The organism is Aquimarina litoralis, from assembly GCF_039523995.1.
Taxonomy (GTDB): Bacteria; Bacteroidota; Bacteroidia; order Flavobacteriales; family Flavobacteriaceae; genus Aquimarina; species Aquimarina litoralis.
Map to the genome: position 1 here is coordinate 29,247 of NZ_BAAAGE010000005.1, position 21,225 is coordinate 50,471.

Below are 21,225 nucleotides of genomic sequence, written 5' to 3' on the forward strand. Positions count from 1 at the left end.
ATTTACCAATAATCATTTCCTCTTATGAGGTAATTTCTGAACTCCCCAATGTTCTCTTTATATATTTACTTTTCAACTTTTACATAGTTTGGCTTTTTCGTTGCTTTTTCAGCATAAGGTAATTGGTAAAGAAAAAACCAGCTCCTACAATGACAAACAACAGCCCTCTAATCACAAAACTCATATCAGTGTCGAAAAACCTGCAAATAATAAGAATAGAAACGATCAATAATCCATAATTAAGAATTCCAAAATTCAACTTATCAGATCCAATCTTAATTGCAGTTATTCCTAAGATAAATACCAAAATATTTGTACAGATCATAGCGATAAAAGGATTCGCTGCCACTAAAAAGAATAACATCCAAAAAAGTATAAATGACACCTGAAAAAGATTGACAAATTGTACTCCTTTTTTAATAATGGTATAACACAATAACAATACTGCTATTACTCCAAAAAAGCATGAAATGTAGAATTCCTGAGAATGATATACCCATGTATCAATAAGCTCTTCCCAAGGCCATTTAAAGGTGAATATCATAAGAAGGATGATTGTTCCTAGAGAACCTAGTATTAAAAATCCATTTCTAAGCGTTCTTATTTTTTGAAAAGCTGGTAATTTCCCAATATTATAAAATATTCCAAACAGCGTAACATACATCACAAATCCTAATTCACTGTTATTACTAATAAACGCTCCTAAACCAACCATAAAACTAGCTGGCAATATCCAATTAAAAATAGTAGTCGTGTTTGCAGTAATGTGTTTTCTAACCTGAAACCAATAGTGCGGAAGTACTCCAAGAACAAATAAAACATAGAACCAAGGAGTATTATTACTTCTATAACTCCATATCCCTACCTCTGCAGCATAATACGTACCCAAGAGAATAACTAATAATCCCACTGCATGAGAACGAAGTAGATATAAAAGGGGAAGACAAAGCAATGTCCAGGTTTTTAAGAAATCACCTAAATCTCCAGAAATATTATATATCTGACTTACGAGAGAGATGCTAGCTCCTACTGCAAAAAACAAAAAGGTTCCAGAAGCTTCTTTCCAAGTACGACTTTTATCCTTTAGAATAGCGTATCCAGCAATCAATTGCCCTAAAAGTAATGGTACAAATGCCAATATGGTTTTGGTCATTCTGGAAAAATCATCCCAATTATGCGCTAGCATAAGTATAATTCCAGAACCTATTAATAGAGAACCGAAAATACCAAAGATGGTAAATAACTTGTTTGGTTGCTTACGCCTTTTTTGATCATAGTATTCTGATATCTTATTAGATATATCTTCAGAAATCACCTGATCTGCAACTAGCTGTTGTAATTCTTTTTGAAATTTAAGACTCATTATTATTAGTTATTATTATTTTTTACTACAATAAACATATATCAGATCTTCCACTGAGTTATCACCCATTTCCAACGCTTTTTTTAAATCACGACAAGCATTTTTCGTTTCACCTCTTGAAGGTTCTAAATTTCCTTTTCCAGTTAGCAAATTAATTTTGGCCGTTCCTCTATTAGCATAAGCTTGATAATAATTTGGATATAACTTTATTGCTTTTGAATAATCCTTGATAGACTGTTCGAAATTTCCTAACATATCATTAGCAGTTCCTCGAATAAAATACAGTTCTGCATCTATTGAATTAACCTTAAAATAATCATCACAATTTCGAACTACTTCATCAAACTTACCTTGTGAAAAATTAATTCTTGCCATCCAATATATTGCGTTCTGTACCATCTTGCTATCGGTATTTACATGAATTACATATTCATAATCTTTAATCGCCTCAGCAAAATATCCAGCGTGCATTTTCGACAATCCTCTATCTATAAAAGACGCCATGTCTGTACTATCCAGTTTAATTGCTTCTGTAAAATCTTGAATTGCTCCATCATATTCTTTTATTTTATCTCTAGCAAGTCCACGATTTACGTATCCCGTTTTTCTTATTTTTTTATTATCCATAGATATTAGTTTCGTATAACTTTTAATCGCCTTTTGATATTCACCCATCCTAAAATATTCGTTTCCATCAAGATATGCTTCTGATAAGATTTCCTGAGAAAAGACAAATGAAAGATTCAAAATGAGGGCAACTGTAATGATATATGTTTTCATTATTAACAAATTAAGTAGTCAAAAAAGACAGCCACAGCATTGTAGCTGCCTTCTCTAATCATCAAAACAAGGAGCCACACAATAGTGACTCCTCCTTTTGATTGAATTTCCAATTATAACTCCCTGTTTTCTATGAATTTTTTATCTCGTGTATTCTTTTGTACTGCAATTGCTGCGAACAAACTAAGTGTAAATGACATTCCGTAGAACCCTTTTTCACTTAGATCCAGATCAGCATTCCATAACCCGATAATTAATAAGACAATAGAAGCCAAAGCCGCAAACCAACTGATCCCATAATAGATCTCTGTTACTTGCACTCCTTCTAGCTTATCTCGCACATTTTTCTGTACGGATACTGCAGAAAACAAACCAAATAAAAGAATGGTAAAGTAATACCCTTTTTCATTAAGAGCCATTTCTGCATTCCAAAGACCGGTACAGAAAGACACCATTCCTGCTAATAATGCCACCCATGAAGCGCCAATAAAGGCTGGGGTTGGTTTTTGATCATATACTTTCGTTTCGTGTTTTTCGATGTTCTCGTTTACGATTTCTTCTGTTACATCGTTACTAAACTTGTAGTCCATAATAATTGATTTTGATGATTAATTATTTCAATTGTTTGTTTTGAACAGGACAAATTTGCAACCTCTACCTCAGCTTCTCAACTCAATTTTTACAAAAAACTTACGATATATTTTTAAAATAATACCTATTTAATCAATATTTACAGTATTTTTAAATCATTATTACTTACGATATAATGAATACTTTATCTTCTATAATTGCGACTTTATCTCGTGAAGAGAAACAAAGTTTTATTCAGCATCTAAAACACAAAAACAAAAGAAACGACACCAAGAACATTCAGCTATTTAAACTATTAGATAAGTTTCCAGAACAAAAAGATATAGACATAAGGTTATATGGAAAAAGTGCAAAAGGTGCTTTTCATGCACTTTGCAAGAGATTGCACGATAGTTTGATTGATTTTATTGCTGTTAAAAGTTTTGACAGTGAGACTTCGGAAGAAATGGAAATTTTTAAACTAGTGTTGGCGAGTAGAATCTTTTTTGAACAAAAGCAATATAAAATAGCTTTAAAAACCATCAAAAAAGCAGAATCAAAAGCACAAGCCTTTGATCTTTTTAGCTTTTTGCATGAGATTCATTATACCAGAATCCAATATGCACACGTAGATCTCAATACTCCTCTAGAAACTTTAATTGAAAATTTTAGAAAAAACCAAAACCTACTAAGGCAAGAAGAAAATCTAAATCTTTTTTATGCTGATATTCAAAATAAACTTTTGAAAAACAACATTAATATATCTCAAGAGATACATAAATCGTTAGATAAGTTCGACATCTCTATCACAGGAGACATAACATTTAGATCTCTTTACAAACTTTTAGAGATCATAAATCAAGCAGCAAATCTAACACGAAACTTCTATTCCGTTCTTTCTTTTGTAGAAACTACCTATCAACAAATTGAATCCAAAGAACAACTTACAGACAAACATCTATTCTACCATATACAGATTTTATATTATGTTGCTAATTCTTATTTTAGGAATAAAAACTTCTCTGTTTCCGAAAAGTATCTGTTACTGATGGAACAGCAAATGGAGAAACAAAAAAAGAAATATTTCAAAAGATTTTTTCCTCAATTACTATTGTTAAAAACTTTAAATTACAATTATACAGGTAATGCTACTAAGGCAATTGCATCATTAGAAGCTTTTAATTTTCAGAAGACTAAAGACCAAACTTCTTACATTTTAGATCTAAAATTAACGTTAATTGTATTTTATTTTCAACAATCAAAATTTAAAGAAGCACTAAGGTTACTTAATCAATTACATCATAGTGATACATGGTATACCGAAAAAGCTGGTATCATATGGGTAGTACAAAAGAACCTAACCGAAATATTACTGCACATAGAACTGGATCATCTGGACTTGGTAGAGTCTCGAACCAAAAGTTTTAGAAAAAAACACCGATCTTATTTGGTAAACAATAACGAAAATCGTGCTCTTGAGTTTTTATCTCTTGCCACTAGCTTCTATTTCAACCCTAAAACTATTCATTCCGAAGAATTACTATTTAAAATAGAACATACATTAATCCAAAAAAGTGCAGATCAGGAAGATATTTTTGTAATGAGTTTTTATGCCTGGTTAAAAGCTAAAGTATTGAAATTGGATTTATATAAAACCACTTTACAAGTTGTTCATCAGTCTTAGCATATATTACTCTAAACTTTATCTAGCTGTTTAGATTTTATAAACTTATCTAATACTAAAATAAATAAAACTGGTAACATCCACTGATGGTAAATAAGATATCTAGAGATACTATGTTGTACCACACAGATCAGCAATATATTGCTAAAAGTAAGCGACATACATACAAAAGCAAATAATGCTAATTTCTCTTTATATCGATAATATAGATATAAAGAACCTATTAAAACTAAGAGAGATAACCAAATCATATAAAACCCGCCAAAAGCATGTGCTACATTTTTGTAAAACAGATCTGCGCATTTCCAAAAGTTATCTATAACTAGAGGTAGCCACATACTCACTAGCATCTTATCATTAGCAATCAATGCATCGTGAGAATCTGGATCAGAAGGCATTAAAAACTTTCTTCCTTCTATAGAAAACACTCCATAAGAAATATTTACAAAATTATAGTCAAAATAATGAAACACATTATCGTTTAAAGGAACATAAAAATCATCTAATAGCTTGCGATCATAGGCAATTGCATACATCTTTTTATAATATTCCTGAGTCTTGGCATCTTCATAAAGCTTGTAATCTGCTTCATCAGCAACAAAGAAAGGCATGATCATTATCTGAAGTCCTGTGCTCGAAATGTTTATATATTTCCCTTGAACTATATAGTTAAATACTTTTTGGGATAATGATACAAAAACAGGCAAACATAATAAAAGTATGATGACAGATACATACCGCTTAAAGTTTTTAGTCTGATACCATTTGTAGAGGAATATAATTAACAAAACAGGAATCATAAAGAAAAACTGCGCACGAATAAGAAGGATTATAAAGATACTAATCAATAAAAAGAAAACATCTTTTTTATTGTTACCAAAAAGAAACCGGATTAAAAAAGCTGTTATAACTAAAAAACCAGGGTAAGCTAAACCTTGCGTCACTATCCTATTTACCGTTAAAAATTCTGGAATTACTATGGGAGCTAGTAAAATAACATCTAAAAAGAATAACCAATGTTTATCAAGTTCAAAAAACGTTTTGATCGTTTTAATAAGATAAATACAAGAGACAAAACCAATTACCAATTGTACACTTACAACAATCGGATAGTATATATCCTCTCCAAATATTTTTCTAAAAACAAAAAGAAAAGTACCATATCCAGGAGGTGTGATCAAAGAAAGCCCAACATAACTACTAGTATCTGGTTCTACCACTACCCCAACCCAAATCACATAGATGCTTATAAGTATATACAGTAATACTCGTAAATAGGAACCGGAAAAAGTATTTGAAAAGTAACCCATCATAACCTGCGGACTAAAATAACGTAATTATTTTTATTACAACACGAGAATCAAATTACCGCAAAAGGTTTTTAAAGAATAAAACATGTATCAGATCATCAATTCTAACATAACCAAAACTCAATATCTAAAATATAAAATGATAATAAAAAGGAATGAATTTAACGTAATTAAGAAATATTTGAAGAAAAAGCTTTAAAAACAATATATTTTGTAAGAATAATACTACTATACTTGTTTTTTAAATTGATTTTTGTGTATTTTGTAGATGTAAATTGTTTTTTAATCTATTTCCCCAAAATAAAACATATGAAAAAAGCGATTTTTACATGGATCTTATGCGTCCTATTCAGTTCATTTAGTTTTTCTCAGAAAAAATCACTGGATAGTATCATACCTTTCATAAAAACGGAAAAAGACTCTGTATTATTTGATACAGCCATGAAATATTTTGAAAATATGTGGAGAGCAGAAGAGTTCGACATGGCTTTATCATACGAACCTAAATTATTATCTATTTCAAATACTATAAAGTATAATAAGGGTATTGGTAATGTATACCAACATATTGGAAACGTTCATAATTTAACTCAGCAACACATAAAAGCTTTTTACAATTATGATCAGGCTGCAACATACTTTAAAAAAGCCAATCACCAACGAGGTTTGGCAATTATTAATAATAATAAATCTACTATTGAACAAGGAAGAGGTAATTCTGAAAAAGCAATACACCATATACTAGAAGCAAACCTATACTTTGAGCGTATGAAAGATAGCTTAGTATTATCCAGTACATATAACAATCTTGCCAATATTTACTCTGATATTGATAATTATGAACTTGCCGAAGAATATTATCGAAAATCGATAGCTTTAAAGAAAAAATTCAGGCCAAATAAGGTAGGATCAGCATTAAACAATTTAGCACTGATCTATATCGACCTTGGTAAAATCGATGAAGCAGAAAAATTGATTAATGAAGCCTTAAAAATTAGCAAGAAAAATAATCGAACTTTAGACAAAGCAATGGCGTATACCAGATTAGCTAATCTTTATAAGGCAAATAAAGAATATGAAAAATCAAAAAAATATTACGATTCTTCATATTGCAATGCTGTACAAGCACAAAACTATAGAGTGGCAGCAAACATCAAACAACAGTTAGGCGAGATTGCGATCAAACTAAAAAATTATAGTGAAGCAGAAGTTCTTTTAGATGAAGCCAGAACAGAACTAGTAAGACTAGATATTCCACCACTGCTTTTGACCAATTATAGACAGTCTGCTACTTTAGACTCAGCGAGAAATAATTTTGCATCTGCCTTTATTTGGCAAAAAAAATACCAGCAAATTGCAGATCAAATATCTAGGAATGAATCCACCGAAAAAATCTCTAAAGCGGAGATTCGTTTCAAATCCGAATTAGAACAGCTAAAACTTCTGGAAGAAAAAGAAAAACAGGAATTAAAAACACAAGGAGCATTATTTAAATATAGAATATTTACATTCATAAGTATCGGAATGTTTGTAATAGGTGCAATATTTTTATTCTTTATTATCAAAACCAGAAGAGAAAGAAAAAGATATATTGCTGAATTAAATGAATCTAACCAAGTAAAAAACAAGCTCTTTTCTATCATTTCTCATGATCTAAAAAATGAAATACACGGACTTGATGGCACCTTAAATCTTTTAAAAGAAAATGCCATTTCTAAAGAGGAGTTTGAGGAAATTGTTCCGCTACTTTCTAATAGAACGCATCAGACTTCTATTATGCTTAATAATTTATTGAATTGGTCTAAATCCCAAATGAATGAATTAAATGCAAAACCTACAGAGTTTAATATTAAAGATGTTATCCAGAATAAATTCAGCTTTTTCGAACCCAAAGCAGCACGTAAGAACATCCAACTTAACAACAAATTAGATGCTACTTTGGTATATGCAGACAAGGATATGTTTTCTATTGTGTCACAAAATTTATTAGCAAATGCTATTAAATTTTGTAAATCCGGAGATTCTATAACCTTATTATCCAATGAAAAGGAAAAGCATTATGAAATTTATTTCCAGGATACTGGAGTAGGAATTCCAGAGGAAAACCTTCACAAACTATTCTCTGAAGACACTTTTACTACCAAAGGCACCCAACAAGAAGCAGGTACAGGTTTAGGATTAAAAATTTGCAAAGAACTTGTAGAATTAAATAAAGGTGAAATTAAAGTAAAAAGTATTTTAGGTGAGGGTAGCACATTTTGCATCACATTACCAAAAGCATCATAAGATTTTATAAAAAATTAAGATACAAAAGTCCTTGCTCTCTAAGGTTTTAACGTTCTTTTCACTTACAACGCATTGTTATTTCTTTATCTTCGGCCGATAAAAAAATTACACATGCTCAAAAATATGCTTTATTTGCTGCTGGCGTGTACCATTACACTATCCAGTTGCTCATCTTTACAAAGTAAAAAAACAAAGAAACCAGCAGCAACAGCTGCTAAAAAACCGGGAAAAGATAAAAATGCTATTAAACCTTATAAAGAGGTTATTACAAAAAAGGCAAAAAGTGATCCTGGACTTTTTACTGTTCACAATATTGAAGACAAATATTTTTATGAAATACCAGATTCTCTATTTAATAGAGAAATGTTAATGGTAACCAGAATTGCTAAAACTGCAACCGGTATCGGTTTTGGTGGAGGAAAACAAAATACGCAGGTCCTTAGATGGCAAAGAAAAAACAAAAAAGTATTACTACGCGTAGTATCACACCAAATATATGCTGCGGATTCTTTACCTATTCATGAAGCGGTAGAAAATTCTAACTTTGAGCCTATCTTATTTTCATTCCCTATCAAAGCATTCCATAAGGATTCTGTAAATAATGCTACAGTGATCGATGTAACAGATATGTTTACGAAGGATGTAAAAGCGATTGGTTTTCCTGCATCAAGAAGAAAAAGATACAAGATAACAAGGTTAGACCAGAGTCTTTCTTATATAGACTCTATAAGAAGTTACCCTCTTAATATCGAAACCAGACACGTAAAAACATACATGGCTGGAGATCCACCATCAAACGCTAGCACTGGAACCATCTCATTAGAAATGAGTAATTCCATGATCCTATTACCAGAAACACCAATGAAAAGAAGGATATTTGATCAACGTGTTGGATGGTTTGCAAGAGGACAAACAGATTACGGATTAGAAGCGCAAGAAAGTAAGACTATTAGATATCTAGATAGATGGAGATTAGAAGTAAAAGAAGAAGATATTGAAAAGTTCAAAAGAGGCGAACTAGTAGTTCCTAAAAAACAAATTGTCTATTATATTGATCGTGCTACGCCTAAAAAATGGAGGAAGTATATAAAACAAGGTATCGAAGATTGGCAGGTAGCTTTTGAAGAAGCTGGTTTTAAAGAAGCGATTATCGCTAAAGACCCACCTTCTAAAGAAGAAGATTCGGATTGGAGTCCTGAGGATGTAAGATATTCTGTAGTACGTTACCTCGCATCTCCTATTCCAAATGCAAACGGACCTCATGTTAGTGATCCAAGATCAGGAGAAATTCTAGAAAGTGATATTAATTGGTATCATAATGTAATGACACTGCTTCGTAACTGGTTTTTTGTACAAACCGCAGCCATTAATCCTGAAGCAAGAGGAGTAGCTTTTAAAGACGAAATAATGGGTAGATTAATTCGATTCGTATCTGCTCACGAAGTTGGTCATACATTAGGGTTACCTCATAATATGGGTAGTAGTGTTGCCTATCCTGTAGAATCACTTCGTGATCCTGCATTTACAAAAAAATATGGTACAGCTCCTTCTATTATGGATTACGCACGTTTTAATTACATCGCGCAACCTGGAGATGGTGATGTAGCGCTAATGCCAGAAATTGGAATTTATGACAAACATGCTATTAGATGGGGATATCGACCTATACTAAATACGACTCCTGAAGAAGAAAAGAAAACTTTAGACAGTTGGATATTAGCACATCAGAATGATCCAAAATATCGTTTTGGAAGACAACAATTTGGTGTTATAGATCCAAGCTCGCAAACAGAAGATCTTGGAGATGATGCCGTAAATGCCAGTACTTATGGAATTGCTAATCTAAAAAGAATTATTCCTAATCTAATAGAATGGACTGCTGAGGATGGTAAAAATTATAATGATCTAGAGACAATGTATGGTCAGGTACTTGGACAGTTTAATAGATATATGGGACATGTTTCTTCTAATATCGGAGGTGTATATGAGTATTTTAAAACGTACGATCAAGAGGGTGCCGTATATACTCATGTAACTAAAGAGAATCAGAAACGTGCTATGAAATTTTTACAAGAACAATTGTTTAGCACGCCAAATTGGTTATTAGACAGCAATATCTTTAACAAAATAGAATCTGCAGGAAGTGTGGAACGTATCAGAAACTTTCAGACCAGAACTTTGAATAATCTTTTGGATTATGGAAGAATGGCCAGATTAATTGAAAATGAAGCATTAAATACAAATCCATATACTTTAATTGATCTAATGACCGAATTAAGAGTTGGTTTATGGAGTGAACTAAGAAATGGATCAAAAATAGATGTTTATCGTCGTAACTTGCAAAGAGCTTATATAGAGCGTTTAGAGTTTTTGATGACAAAAGAACAAACACCAATACCTGCTAATTTCAGACGTTTCGTGAGACGAACCAATGTTGATGTTTCACAAAGTGATATCAGACCTATTGTTCGTGCAGAATTAAAAAACTTACAGAGAGACATTAGAAATGCAGTTGGAAGAGCATCTGATAGAATGACACGTTATCATTTACAGGACGCAATAGAAAGAATTTCGTTGATATTAGATCCAATAAAATAATCGTAACCAAAGAATTTAGATTCTAAAATTATGATATCAAAAAAGCCAATCTTTTAGAGATTGGCTTTTTTAGTTTACAAACTTTCTGCCGTTATCCTTGCAGCGTTTATTGTTTCATCTAAATCTTCATAGCTAAGTGCGTCTGTAATGAACCAGGTTTCAAATGCACTTGGGGCGATATAGATCCCTTGATCTAGCATCCCATGAAAAAACTTCTTAAAAGTATCATTATTTCCAGCTGCCGCACTTTCGAAATCAACCACAGGTTTTTCAGAAAAATGAATAGAAATCATAGAACCTAATCTATTAATAGTATGTGTTATATTTTTCTCGATTAAAACCTTAGCAATTCCTTCATGTAAATATTCGGTTTTTTTGGCCAAACTATCAAATACTTCAGATTTTTCATTTAGCTCTGTTAACATTGCTAATCCTGCTGCCATTGCCAAAGGATTACCACTTAAAGTTCCTGCCTGGTATACGGGACCTAAAGGAGCAAGATGGTTCATGATCTCTTCTCTTGCCGCGAATGCTCCTACTGGCAAACCTCCGCCGATAACTTTTCCAAAAGTTACGATATCTGCATCTACTCCTAGCAATTCCTGTACACCACCTTTAGCTAATCTAAAACCAGTCATTACCTCATCAAATATCAACAGTATATTATGTGCATCACAAAGCGTTCTTAAACCTTCTAAAAAACCTTTTACTGGAGGGATACACCCCATATTTCCAGCTACAGGTTCAATAATAATGCAGGCGATCTCATCCTTATTAGAATTGATAATTTCTTCTACATTCTCTAGATCATTATACCTTGCTAACAAGGTGTCTTTTGCTGTTCCTGCGGTTACACCAGGACTATTAGGACTTCCAAAAGTAACAGCTCCACTACCAGCCTGAATCAAAAATGAATCACTATGACCATGATAACATCCTGCAAACTTGATGATTTTATCCTTTTTTGTAAACCCTCTTGCCAATCGTACAGCACTCATACAAGCCTCTGTACCAGAATTTACGAATCGTATTTTATCAATATTAGGCACCATAGATACCGCTAGTTCGGCAATCTTAGTTTCAATTTCTGTAGGCATACCAAAACTAGTCCCCTTTTTGGCTTTTTCAACCACTGCATCAACCACAGGTGGATATGCATGACCAAGTATCATTGGCCCCCATGAATTGATGTAATCGATTAAACGATTTCCATCTTCATCATATAAATAAGCACCTTTTGCTTCTTTCACGAAGATTGGATCACCTCCCACAGCTTTAAATGCGCGAACAGGGGAGTTAACTCCTCCAGGAATTACTTTCTGAGCCTCTTTAAACAGAGCACTACTTCTTTTATAAATCATAGTACGTTAAAATTCGTCGGCATCGTCCTCTGGCTTTTCTACTTTAAGTACTTGGCCTATGGCGATTGCGTTATCTTTTAAATTATTGTAAGCTTTTAGTTCTGCTACTTTAAGATTATATCTTCTAGATATAGAGTAAAGAGTATCTCCTTTCTGGACAATATACTCACCATTTTTGGTCTTTAAAATCTTCTTTTTCTCAACTTTTTTAGGCTCAACCGCCACATAAGAAGTTCCTAACACCTCAGCATCATAGTCATACAATTTATAGCGTTCTATAATACTAATTAGTTTTACAGGGTATTTTTTATCTGTGGCGTATCCAGCTGCCCTTAAACCATAAGCCCAAGACTTATAATCACTTTGTTTATAAGTAAAAAGTTTGGAATATCGTTTTCTGTTTTTAAGAAATAGAGAATGATCTCTAAAAGATTCGCTTGCTTTTTTGTACTTCCTAAAACATTCTTGGGAGCGATCATCATCGTGGTATACTCTATCGCCTGTCCAATCATGACATTTAATCCCAAAGTGATTTTTGGCTTTACTTGTCAATTCTCCATAACCAGCTCCAGATTCTAAAATACCTTGTGCTAGCGTAATACTCGCAGGGATTCCATATTGCTGCATCTCATCTTTAGCAATACTAGCATATTCGAAAATATAATTCTGAACTTTTTCTTTATAAGAAACTTTAGCGAGAGGTTTTTTAGCAACTTCTTTTGGCTTTTCTACCGATGTTACCTCTCTACTATCCTGCGTTTTTCTAGACGAAACAGTTTTAGTTTTTGTTGTAGTTCTTGTTGTTTTCTTACTACCTCCACATGAAATTAAGAGTGCAGTCACACAGCACAACATTATTATTTTCCTCACATTCATATTAAATCCTAATAAGAGGGATTTTCTTTTTACTCAGTTTTTTATTCATCCCAGCAATACCTTGCAGACCTCCTGTATGAACGGCTAAAATACGAGTATTTTTTGTAAAATCCCCTTTCTGTATCTTATCAAAAATACCGTATATCATCTTGGCCGTATATATAGGATCTAAGGTGATATACTGATCTTCTTTAAACCTATTCATAAACTCAATTAACACAGTATTTATTTTACCATACCCTCCAAAATGATACTCTGTATTCAAACTCCAATTCACCTTATTGGTATATTTATTTATCTCAGCATTTAAAAAATCTCCTTTTAGCGCTGGGAAACCAATGACCTTTTGATGATCACTACTTGCATTAATGATGCCTGCAATAGTTCCTCCTGTTCCAACTGCACAACAGAGATAATCATATTGATTATCTGTAGACACAAGAATTTCTTCACAACCTTTGACTGCTAATTTATTTGTTCCTCCTTCAGGTATCATATAAAACGAGCCAAATTCTTTCATAAGTTTTTCTAAAAAAGAAATTGAAGCCTTTTCCCTGTAGTCTTCCCTGCTCACAAACTTTAATTGCATACAATGATCTGTAGCAAATTGCAGGGTGTCATTCTCAGACAAAACTCTTGGTAAATCATTTGCTAATTCTTCTCCTCTGATAACTCCAATAGTCTTAAAACCCATTAGTTCGCCTGCAGCGGCAGTTGCAGCTATATGATTACTATAAGCACCTCCGAAAGTAAGAATTGTTTTGTATCCCTTTGCTTGTGCTTCTCTAAGATTATATTTCAGTTTTCTGAATTTATTCCCGGAAACATATGCATGAATTTGATCTTCACGTTTTATATCAAGTGTTATCCCAGCTTCATCTAATAAGGGATGTGTTATTTTTTGGTTGATTACGGTAGAAATTTCTGAAGAAAAGAAATCCATATCACAATTAGAGATATTTTGTAAAACTCCAGATTTTTCGATGCTCTAAATAGGAAAGTTCTCCTTCCATTTCGTAAGCCTCGCGCTCAAAAGAGATATTCCGATAAGCTTCTCTAGGGTTTCCATACTGAAATAATCTAATAATATACTCCAATAGATAAACAATATAAAAAGGCAATACCAAAAGCTCTAGCTGCTGTTTTAAGTGAATTCTTTCATGATTTATAAACACCTTATCCTCTTTTAACCGTGGATCTTTTACCACAATAAAAGGCCAAAGTGCTATACCCACAAAATGACGACCTATCAAATATTTGTTAACTAAAATTGGCATCTAACCGCAAGATAGTATTTTTGTAGTGATGAGCAACCCAAAAAGAATACTAAAACCCGAAGAAGGTGATTACTATCTTACACCAGAAGGGTATCGATGTTTTACAGAACAATATCATCTAAAAAGAGGGTACTGTTGTGAGAGTGGCTGTAGGCATTGTCCATACGGTTATGATAAAAAAACAAATAAGTATACCAAAAAGTAGATCTTAAGTCACTCATGGTATGATTATTGTGCCTTTTTTATCAAAAAATTGTTGAACTTTTAAAAACATAGGATTATGAAATCTTTCTCTCTTTTATCGCTGATCCTAATCATAACACTCAGCTCTTGTTCTAGTGTAAGAGTAGCTTCTGATTATGATAGGCAAACGAATTTTAATAGTTACAAAAGCTACGCTTTTTTTAAGCCAGGAATAGATAAGGCTGAAATTAGTGACTTAGATAAAAAACGCATCTTAAGAGCTATTGAAGCAGATATGGCCGCTAAAGGATTTACCAAATCAGAAAATCCAGACGTATTAGTAAGTATTTTTACAAAGACTCAAGAAAACGTAAACATTTATCAAAATAACTTTGGCTTCGGATGGGGTTATGGATGGGGATGGAATCCTTGGTTTTGGAACAATGGTTTTAATACCGTTTCTAGAACAACTGAAGGTACTTTATATATAGATCTTATTGATGCCTCGAAAAGAGAACTTATCTGGCAAGGTATGGGAACCGCGGCACTTACAGAAAGGGTAGAAAGAAAACAGGAAAAAATGAATCAAATTGTAACGGCGATATTAGAAAAATATCCTCCAGAATTAAAATAAGCATTTCATCCGTTTAGATATCATAGCCTTTCTTATATAGAGAGGCTATTTTTTATGTACTTTTATACAAAACCAGATTCATAAAAGTATGCGTAATTTTTTACTTGGTGCTTGTATTGCCGCATTTATTGCCTTGGGAATTAGCTATTTTATTATTCAGGCTAAAACTCAAAAAACCGAAATACAATCTTCTGATTTAATAGTAGATCAGATAAAAAACGTAGGAAAACTTGTGGTTACCGAAGGGCACTTCTCTGAGGTCATTACCTATAAAGACGCAAAAAAATACTATTTGGATATGCTAACCGCTGAAAAAAAAGCGATTGTGGTGGTAAACGCTGGAGTTACGGTTTCTTATGACCTTAGTAAAATAGAACATTCTATAGACAAAACAAATAAAACAGTAACGATTACCCATATTCCCGAAGCTGAAATTAACATCAATCCAACGATAAAATACCATGATCTAGAAGAGGATTTCTTTAATCAATTTAATCCAGAAGATCATAATAAAATACAACAGGAAGTAACTCGTCAGTTAAATGAAAAAGTAGAAGCATCCACCCTAAAATCTAATGCCGAAAACAGACTGATAAGCGAACTACAAAAGATTTATATTCTTACCAATAGTTTGGGATGGAAATTAGTGTATAAAGGAGATACGGTTACCAATTCAGAACAACTGATTTTATGAAACCCGAAACAATACGATTCATAATTTCAAAAACTAGTGTTTTTTCAAATTCCTGATAGTACTTTTAAGCATTGCGGGTACAATTAAGCGATGAAAAGGTTTAACTGGGAAGAAATATAGTTTCCCGAACCAATTGTTAAAATGTACCACAGTAGAAATGGTTAGATCTTTTGTATGATCTGGCTGAGGAACTAACAATATAGAAACTCTAAAATTTAAATGAGAATCGTTTTCTCCCAAAATTAGCTCATTATCGGCCTTATTAAATACTTTAAAAATACCAACCTGATCGCCAATTTCTCCTTTAAAATTTTGAAGCACTTCTTCTTTTTGTCCTAAGCCATTCCCAGTTTTAAGTCCAAAAATGGAAACTATCTTATTTCTCAAAGCAAATAAGCTCCCTATCCATTTGGGAGAAAATGAAAAAAATGCTTTGGCTACCGCTAAAATATCAATCTCGTTTTTCGGATCCGAAAATTTGCTTTTAAAACTATCTGAATACTCATAAACTTCGTCTGATAACAACGAAAATTCCGGCAAAGCTACTTTCTCAACTTTGATCTTCATGCTTCAATTTTTTGCAAAACAGGATTAAATGCTTTCGAAGCTACAATAACCTTGTCTCCTATTTCTAAATTGACAATTTCTTGTTCCTGAGCTACAACTTTTACTACGTTTTGCCCAATAAGAACAGTAACTATATAGATAACATCTTCTTTCGTAATATCAATCACCTCTCCTACAAACTGAAACTTACCACTAAGCTGATTACTTGCAAATACGGTCATTGGTTTTCCAACCTTTTCTACACAACCATCTTGAAGCTTATATACTACATCAGACATTTTGATAATTTCTCCAATATCATGACTTACTAAGATAGTAGTTAGATGGTATTTTTTATGAACCTTTAAAATATAATCTTGCAGCTTGGAACGCATTCTTATATCTAATGCAGAGAGTGGTTCATCTAATAACAACACTTCTGGCTTACGGACTAGAGCACGAGCTAAAGCTACACGTTGTTGCTGTCCACCAGATAACGTTTCTGGTTTTCTATCTTGTAATTCTTCTAATTCTACAATGCCAATCAACTCATCAACAATTGCCTTATCTTGTTTGTTATCTAAAGCAAATTCCAAATTTTTACGTACTGTCATATGAGGAAATAGCGCATAATCCTGAAAAACATATCCTATCTTACGCTGCTGAGGGACACGATTAATTTTACGTTCATTATCAAACCAAATACAATCATTTACCTCGATACTTCCTTTATCAGGAGATAACAACCCAGCGATGATTCTAAGTGTCGTTGTTTTTCCCGCACCAGAAGGCCCATATAATGTTACGAACTGACCTCGCTTAAAATCTAGTTCAATGGCAAGGTTCATTTTTCCAGTAGCCGAACGTAATGTTTTATGGATAGTCGCTTTGATCATTTCCAGAACTTTTTTAGATATCCTCCATTTATCACATATACTGACAACAGTACTATAAACGTAATCACGAATAAAATCATAGAATATGTATTGGCATGTGCATAGTTTAATGCTTCTACCTCATCATAAATAGCAATCGATACTACTTTTGTTTTTTCAGGAATATTTCCTCCTATCATTAAAACAACACCAAATTCGCCAATGGTATGCGCAAAAGCCAAAACGATTCCTGTGAGTAACGATGGTTTTATATTGGGTAACAATACGCTAAAAAGTGTTTTCAATTTTGATTTTCCCAATATATATGAAGCTTCTGATAAAGAAGATGGCAAACCCGATAATCCAGATTGGATAGGATTGACCATAAATGGTAAACTATAAATCATTGATCCAATTACTAATCCCGAAAAGGAGAATATTAATCGTAAGCCAAACCATTCTTGCAACCAGGCTCCAAAACTATTTCCAGGGCTAAAAGCCATTAACAAATAAAACCCTAAAACCGTTGGAGGCAATACTAATGGCATGCTTACCAAAGTTTCTACAACAGGTTTCATTCTTGATTTAGAAAATGCTAGCCAATAGGCTAAAGGAACAGACACGATAAGTAAAATCACGGTAGTTACCAAGGCAAGTTTAGCTGTTAATATGATAGGCCCCCAATCAATCATCTGGAAAGCATAATTTCGTTAACCTTTATCATAGCAACTACTTTTTGATCTTTTTCTAAGGAAAGCTCGTCAAGAATTTCAGAAGTGATCAATGCTACGATTTCTCCAATACTGCTTTCTAATATCACTTTACTTAATAACGCTCCTTTTTCAATATTTTTAATGGTGGCTTTGATTTTATTTTCAACACTAATTAAAATATTTTCTTCTTTAGATATGATCACCTCTGTTTCTTTAAACAAAACTGTAATCTGATTTCCTTTTTTTAGATGAGAAGCTGTTTCTGGAGTTTCAAGCAAAATAGTTTTAAGCAAATTATAATCGTTTATCTTAACAGAAACTATGGATAAACTGTTGCTTACTTGTATATCAGAAATATGTCCGGAAAAAACATTCATTAGTTTATGGGTAAACTACCTCAGTGAATTAAACTCTCTATTATCGAGTAAATATCCGAAATCTTCTAATATTTTCTTGGCTTCTTTAGAAAAAAGAAAATCATAAAACTTCGTGCTATTCATATGCTCTTTATTCTCCTGCTTTATTAGTACAACACCTTGTGCTATTGGTGTATAAAAACTACTATCTAGTTCTTTCCAATATCCTTGCCTTTTCGTTTGAGAAGACATTACTACAGATTTTGCTGTAAAACCAATTTCTGAAGCCTTAGAGGTGATAAACTGATTAGTTTGAGCAATACTTTCCCCATACACTAATTTATCCTCAACCAGTGTATATACTTCCTTAGATTTTAAAAATTCTACAGCTGCCTGTCCATAAGGAGCAGTCTTCGGATTTGCCAAAGCAATATTCTGAATCTTAGGATTAGAAAGTCCCGCAACCGAAAGTTCTATATCATGATATAACGACCACAAAACCAACTGACCATATGCATATATTTTTGGAGGCGCTACCGCAAATCCTTCTTTATAAACATCATTAGGGTATTTCATGTTAGCAGACACAAAAATATCATAAGGAGCTCCTTCTTTGATCTGTGCGGTTAGTTTACCAGAAGAACTGACAATCAGATCACAAGAAATACCTGTTTGCTTGGTAAAAGCATCCGAAATTTCTTTGATAGCAAACTGCATATTGGCAGCTGCCGCTACGGTAATACGATCCTTTTTCTCTTCTGTACACCCTAAAAAGAACATAAAACCCAATACGGTGAAAAGCAGCTCTAATTTTATAAACCGTATTCCCTTACACTCCACTAACTCTTAGAATTTTTTGATAATAATCCCTTAATATTTCATCGATAGCATTTACTACTTCTTTTGCGTTTTCTTTTGTGAAACATAATGGAGGTTTTGTTTTTAGCACACTATCATCAGGACCGTCTGTACTAATTAATATAAATCTATTTCGAAGGGCATTTTTAATATGATGTGCCAGCTCGCGATTCGTCTCTTGATTTCCTTCTTTTACTATTTCAACACCTAGAAAAAGTCCAGTTCCTCTGACATCACCTATACTCTCATATCTATCCTGAAGCTCTATCAAAAGTGATTTATAATAATCTCCTACTTCCTTAGCATTTTCCTGAAGACGTTCTTCTTCTATAACTTCTAAAACAGCCATTCCTACTGCGCAAGAAACTGGATTTCCACCAAAGGAACTAAAAAACTCCACTCCTTTACCAAAAGATGAAGCAATTTCTGATGTGGTAATAACCGCTCCCATAGGATGTCCATTAGCTATAGGTTTGCCAACGATCACAATATCCGGAACAACATCTTGTTGTTCAAACCCCCAAAAGCAATCTCCTAATCTACCAAATCCAGTTTGCACCTCATCACTGATACAAACCCCTCCTTGTTTTCGAATTTCAGGATATATTTTTTTTAAATATCCCTTGGCCAAAGGTACTTGTCCGCCGCAACCGACAACAGGTTCTGAAATAAAAGCACCAATTGGCTCTTCAGAGTTGTTAATTTGCTGTATGGCTTCTTCGGCATAATATAATCCTGCATTGTCATCCTTAAACTTTCCTCCGTATGTATTGGGGAGTTGCGTTTTGAGAATATGTGCTTTTTGCCCATCACCTTTGGGATTATTAAACTTATAATCACTAATATCAATAGAGATTTGTGTATTTCCATGATATCCGTGCTCCATAACCATTATCTTTTTATGTTTGGTATGTGCATGTGCCATTCGAATAGCCAAATCACTTGCCGCACTGCCAGAGTTTACGAAAAATACTTTGTCTAGGGATTCCGGAAATTTAGACAATAGCTTTTCAGCATAATTAGGTAACACATCGTACAAATACCTTGTATTTGTATTTAATTTTGCCATTTGCTTCTGTCCAGCTTTTACCACTTGCGGATGAGAATGACCCACATGTGGAATATTATTGTAGGCATCTAGAAAAGTATTTCCTTCTTTATCATACATATATTGAAAAGCCGAACGTTCCATAAATATTGGATCTTTATAACTTAAAGATACCACTGGATTTATGTATTGATGTCTTCTTTTTATTTCTTCTATTACCTCCTGTTTTTTATGATTAGTCAATCCTATTGTTTCTCTAAAAGCATTTTCTGCATGAATAGGACTAATTCGCAACCATTTGTACAACATGCTCCAAGCATAATTTTCACTTATAGTGGCGTACGTGTTTTCAGGTTCCATTTTTTTTGCATAAGCGGAATTACAAACACTAGTGCAGAGTCTCGCAGCTACTAAATAGTATAACACGCTGATCTCTTTTTCTTCCAAAGGAAGAGTTTCATGATATCCTTTGATAATCTTTAACGACCATTCTAGTGGATTTTCCTTATCATAACATCCATACGTGATTGCTATAGCCAACTCATTGATCAACTGAGAGTATGTAATATCTCCAAAATCGATAATTCCTGAAACTTTGCTATTATCAGTTAAAATATTCCACTCATTAGCATCATTGTGAATTATTTGCTTCCGTAATCCGGGTAGCAATGGAACCACATTTTCTTCATATTGCATGAAGAAATAACGCACCACATTTCTATCATGCGGGTCGGAAATATATTGCAGATATTTTTTATTTAAAGGAAAATATTGGAGATCCCACTCCCAACTTCTGGATTTCAAAACATAACTTTCAATTCCTTGAAGCCTCTTATTCATATTAGCCATAAAAGCTCCAATACCATAGGAGAGTTCTTTGGTGGATGCAATATCTCCTACGAACTTACCCTCTAAAAAAGATAACATTCTACAAATAGATACATTTCCTCCTATCTCGATCACTTTAATATAATTGTCATCTGCAAAAGCAATAGGTTGAGGAAAAGTATTCCGATCTGAGGTACTTAGATGTAAAAGAATTTCATTTTCTGCTTCAAGAATTGCTAATAATTCTTCGCTATAAGCATACGTTTTGAAAATAGAAGTATTGGTACTTGTCTTGACAATATAATTGATATTATCATAACCATTTATTTTTTTAACTTCTGGCTGATTCAAAGAAAATTCAACCTCTAATAACTTATCTATCATA

At 33.0% G+C, this 21,225-nt stretch carries 20 protein-coding genes; 6 read left to right on the plus strand and 14 right to left on the minus strand.

From position 1 onward, the window contains the following. Positions 1 to 79: 79 nt before the first annotated feature. The 3 genes from ABD077_RS21045 to yiaA form a co-directional block, all read right to left on the minus strand. Positions 80 to 1,363 carry a DUF2157 domain-containing protein gene (locus ABD077_RS21045; RefSeq protein WP_343914200.1) on the minus strand — a complete coding sequence of 428 codons (1,284 nt, stop codon included), beginning with the start codon at positions 1,361 to 1,363 and terminating at the stop codon, positions 80 to 82. 15 nt (positions 1,364 to 1,378) lie between these two features. Beyond that, positions 1,379 to 2,143, minus strand: a complete 765-nt coding sequence (locus ABD077_RS21050; protein WP_343914201.1) for a tetratricopeptide repeat protein — start codon at positions 2,141 to 2,143, stop codon at positions 1,379 to 1,381. Between the two features lie 113 nt (positions 2,144 to 2,256). Further along, positions 2,257 to 2,733: an inner membrane protein YiaA gene (yiaA, locus tag ABD077_RS21055; protein ID WP_343914202.1), complete on the minus strand. Its 477-nt coding sequence runs from the start codon at positions 2,731 to 2,733 to the stop codon at positions 2,257 to 2,259. A gap of 176 nt (positions 2,734 to 2,909) precedes the next feature. Here yiaA and ABD077_RS21060 point away from each other — a divergent pair, with 176 nt between their 5' ends. After that, positions 2,910 to 4,397: a hypothetical protein gene (locus ABD077_RS21060; protein ID WP_343914203.1), complete on the plus strand. Its 1,488-nt coding sequence runs from the start codon at positions 2,910 to 2,912 to the stop codon at positions 4,395 to 4,397. A gap of 11 nt (positions 4,398 to 4,408) precedes the next feature. On the opposite strand, the gene ABD077_RS21065 is transcribed toward ABD077_RS21060, so the two are convergent. After that, a complete protein-coding gene (locus tag ABD077_RS21065) occupies positions 4,409 to 5,635 on the minus strand; it encodes a hypothetical protein (protein WP_343914204.1) in 1,227 nt (408 codons plus the stop codon). Positions 5,636 to 6,016: 381 nt separating this feature from the next. On the opposite strand from ABD077_RS21065, the gene ABD077_RS21070 reads away from it, so the two are divergent. Both ABD077_RS21070 and ABD077_RS21075 read left to right on the plus strand, forming a co-directional pair. Continuing rightward, positions 6,017 to 7,993 (plus strand): tetratricopeptide repeat-containing sensor histidine kinase, encoded by a 1,977-nt coding sequence (locus ABD077_RS21070; protein ID WP_343914205.1) that lies wholly within the window; start codon positions 6,017 to 6,019, stop codon positions 7,991 to 7,993. A 111-nt stretch (positions 7,994 to 8,104) separates the two neighbouring features. Next, a complete protein-coding gene (locus ABD077_RS21075; RefSeq protein WP_343914206.1) occupies positions 8,105 to 10,591 on the plus strand; it encodes a zinc-dependent metalloprotease in 2,487 nt (828 codons plus the stop codon). A gap of 74 nt (positions 10,592 to 10,665) precedes the next feature. Here the strand turns inward: ABD077_RS21075 and hemL are convergent, their stop codons facing one another. From hemL to ABD077_RS21095, 4 genes are read right to left on the minus strand one after another with little or no spacing between them, the layout of a single operon-like run. Next, complete coding sequence (gene hemL / locus ABD077_RS21080; protein WP_343914207.1) at positions 10,666 to 11,952, minus strand: glutamate-1-semialdehyde 2,1-aminomutase; 1,287 nt, start codon at positions 11,950 to 11,952, stop codon at positions 10,666 to 10,668. A 6-nt stretch (positions 11,953 to 11,958) separates the two neighbouring features. Further along, the gene (locus tag ABD077_RS21085; RefSeq protein ID WP_425545903.1) at positions 11,959 to 12,828 is read right to left on the minus strand and encodes a glucosaminidase domain-containing protein; all 870 of its coding nucleotides are present in this window, start codon (positions 12,826 to 12,828) and stop codon (positions 11,959 to 11,961) included. Between the two features lies 1 nt (position 12,829). Continuing rightward, a complete protein-coding gene (locus tag ABD077_RS21090) occupies positions 12,830 to 13,771 on the minus strand; it encodes a 1-aminocyclopropane-1-carboxylate deaminase/D-cysteine desulfhydrase (protein ID WP_343914209.1) in 942 nt (313 codons plus the stop codon). A 7-nt stretch (positions 13,772 to 13,778) separates the two neighbouring features. Next, positions 13,779 to 14,105, minus strand: coding sequence for a hypothetical protein (locus ABD077_RS21095; RefSeq protein ID WP_343914210.1), 327 nt, complete (start codon positions 14,103 to 14,105; stop codon positions 13,779 to 13,781). A gap of 28 nt (positions 14,106 to 14,133) precedes the next feature. Here ABD077_RS21095 and ABD077_RS21100 point away from each other — a divergent pair, with 28 nt between their 5' ends. From ABD077_RS21100 to ABD077_RS21110, 3 genes are all read left to right on the plus strand, one after another. Beyond that, positions 14,134 to 14,310 carry a C1orf53 family protein gene (locus ABD077_RS21100; RefSeq protein ID WP_343914211.1) on the plus strand — a complete coding sequence of 59 codons (177 nt, stop codon included), beginning with the start codon at positions 14,134 to 14,136 and terminating at the stop codon, positions 14,308 to 14,310. A gap of 75 nt (positions 14,311 to 14,385) precedes the next feature. After that, positions 14,386 to 14,922: a DUF4136 domain-containing protein gene (locus ABD077_RS21105; RefSeq protein WP_343914212.1), complete on the plus strand. Its 537-nt coding sequence runs from the start codon at positions 14,386 to 14,388 to the stop codon at positions 14,920 to 14,922. 88 nt (positions 14,923 to 15,010) lie between these two features. Continuing rightward, positions 15,011 to 15,616, plus strand: coding sequence for a DUF4230 domain-containing protein (locus ABD077_RS21110; RefSeq protein ID WP_343914213.1), 606 nt, complete (start codon positions 15,011 to 15,013; stop codon positions 15,614 to 15,616). A 33-nt stretch (positions 15,617 to 15,649) separates the two neighbouring features. On the opposite strand, the gene ABD077_RS21115 is transcribed toward ABD077_RS21110, so the two are convergent. From ABD077_RS21115 to ABD077_RS21140, 6 genes are read right to left on the minus strand one after another with little or no spacing between them, the layout of a single operon-like run. Beyond that, complete coding sequence (locus tag ABD077_RS21115; RefSeq protein ID WP_343914214.1) at positions 15,650 to 16,183, minus strand: DUF2867 domain-containing protein; 534 nt, start codon at positions 16,181 to 16,183, stop codon at positions 15,650 to 15,652. Beyond that, a complete protein-coding gene (locus tag ABD077_RS21120; RefSeq protein WP_343914215.1) occupies positions 16,180 to 17,058 on the minus strand; it encodes a sulfate/molybdate ABC transporter ATP-binding protein in 879 nt (292 codons plus the stop codon). The genes ABD077_RS21115 and ABD077_RS21120 overlap by 4 nt, the downstream gene beginning before the upstream one ends. After that, positions 17,055 to 17,729: a molybdate ABC transporter permease subunit gene (gene modB / locus ABD077_RS21125; RefSeq protein ID WP_425545905.1), complete on the minus strand. Its 675-nt coding sequence runs from the start codon at positions 17,727 to 17,729 to the stop codon at positions 17,055 to 17,057. Before modB ends, ABD077_RS21120 begins: the two co-directional genes overlap by 4 nt. Next, on the minus strand, positions 17,726 to 18,127 hold the full coding sequence (locus tag ABD077_RS21130; RefSeq protein WP_343914216.1) for a TOBE domain-containing protein: 402 nt from the start codon (positions 18,125 to 18,127) through the stop codon (positions 17,726 to 17,728). Before ABD077_RS21130 ends, modB begins: the two co-directional genes overlap by 4 nt. A 15-nt stretch (positions 18,128 to 18,142) precedes the next feature. Next, positions 18,143 to 18,946: a molybdate ABC transporter substrate-binding protein gene (modA, locus tag ABD077_RS21135; protein ID WP_343914217.1), complete on the minus strand. Its 804-nt coding sequence runs from the start codon at positions 18,944 to 18,946 to the stop codon at positions 18,143 to 18,145. Next, positions 18,936 to 21,224: an aminotransferase class III-fold pyridoxal phosphate-dependent enzyme gene (locus ABD077_RS21140; RefSeq protein WP_343914218.1), complete on the minus strand. Its 2,289-nt coding sequence runs from the start codon at positions 21,222 to 21,224 to the stop codon at positions 18,936 to 18,938. The genes modA and ABD077_RS21140 overlap by 11 nt, the downstream gene beginning before the upstream one ends. Between the last annotated feature and the right edge of the window lies 1 nt (position 21,225).

What these genes read in the sequence shown, in the direction of transcription:
- ABD077_RS21045 (WP_343914200.1), bottom strand. Translation starts at nt 1,363, where the DNA reads ATGAGTCTTAAATTTCAAAAAGAATTACAACAGCTAGTTGCAGATCAG.
- ABD077_RS21050 (WP_343914201.1), bottom strand. Translation starts at nt 2,143, where the DNA reads ATGAAAACATATATCATTACAGTTGCCCTCATTTTGAATCTTTCATTT.
- yiaA (WP_343914202.1), bottom strand. Translation starts at nt 2,733, where the DNA reads ATGGACTACAAGTTTAGTAACGATGTAACAGAAGAAATCGTAAACGAG.
- ABD077_RS21060 (WP_343914203.1), top strand. Translation starts at nt 2,910, where the DNA reads ATGAATACTTTATCTTCTATAATTGCGACTTTATCTCGTGAAGAGAAA.
- ABD077_RS21070 (WP_343914205.1), top strand. Translation starts at nt 6,017, where the DNA reads ATGAAAAAAGCGATTTTTACATGGATCTTATGCGTCCTATTCAGTTCA.
- ABD077_RS21075 (WP_343914206.1), top strand. Translation starts at nt 8,105, where the DNA reads ATGCTCAAAAATATGCTTTATTTGCTGCTGGCGTGTACCATTACACTA.
- hemL (WP_343914207.1), bottom strand. Translation starts at nt 11,952, where the DNA reads ATGATTTATAAAAGAAGTAGTGCTCTGTTTAAAGAGGCTCAGAAAGTA.
- ABD077_RS21085 (WP_425545903.1), bottom strand. Translation starts at nt 12,828, where the DNA reads ATGAATGTGAGGAAAATAATAATGTTGTGCTGTGTGACTGCACTCTTA.
- ABD077_RS21090 (WP_343914209.1), bottom strand. Translation starts at nt 13,771, where the DNA reads ATGGATTTCTTTTCTTCAGAAATTTCTACCGTAATCAACCAAAAAATA.
- ABD077_RS21095 (WP_343914210.1), bottom strand. Translation starts at nt 14,105, where the DNA reads ATGCCAATTTTAGTTAACAAATATTTGATAGGTCGTCATTTTGTGGGT.
- ABD077_RS21100 (WP_343914211.1), top strand. Translation starts at nt 14,134, where the DNA reads ATGAGCAACCCAAAAAGAATACTAAAACCCGAAGAAGGTGATTACTAT.
- ABD077_RS21105 (WP_343914212.1), top strand. Translation starts at nt 14,386, where the DNA reads ATGAAATCTTTCTCTCTTTTATCGCTGATCCTAATCATAACACTCAGC.
- ABD077_RS21110 (WP_343914213.1), top strand. Translation starts at nt 15,011, where the DNA reads ATGCGTAATTTTTTACTTGGTGCTTGTATTGCCGCATTTATTGCCTTG.
- ABD077_RS21115 (WP_343914214.1), bottom strand. Translation starts at nt 16,183, where the DNA reads ATGAAGATCAAAGTTGAGAAAGTAGCTTTGCCGGAATTTTCGTTGTTA.
- ABD077_RS21120 (WP_343914215.1), bottom strand. Translation starts at nt 17,058, where the DNA reads ATGATCAAAGCGACTATCCATAAAACATTACGTTCGGCTACTGGAAAA.
- modB (WP_425545905.1), bottom strand. Translation starts at nt 17,729, where the DNA reads ATGATTGATTGGGGGCCTATCATATTAACAGCTAAACTTGCCTTGGTA.
- ABD077_RS21130 (WP_343914216.1), bottom strand. Translation starts at nt 18,127, where the DNA reads ATGAATGTTTTTTCCGGACATATTTCTGATATACAAGTAAGCAACAGT.
- ABD077_RS21140 (WP_343914218.1), bottom strand. Translation starts at nt 21,224, where the DNA reads ATGATAGATAAGTTATTAGAGGTTGAATTTTCTTTGAATCAGCCAGAA.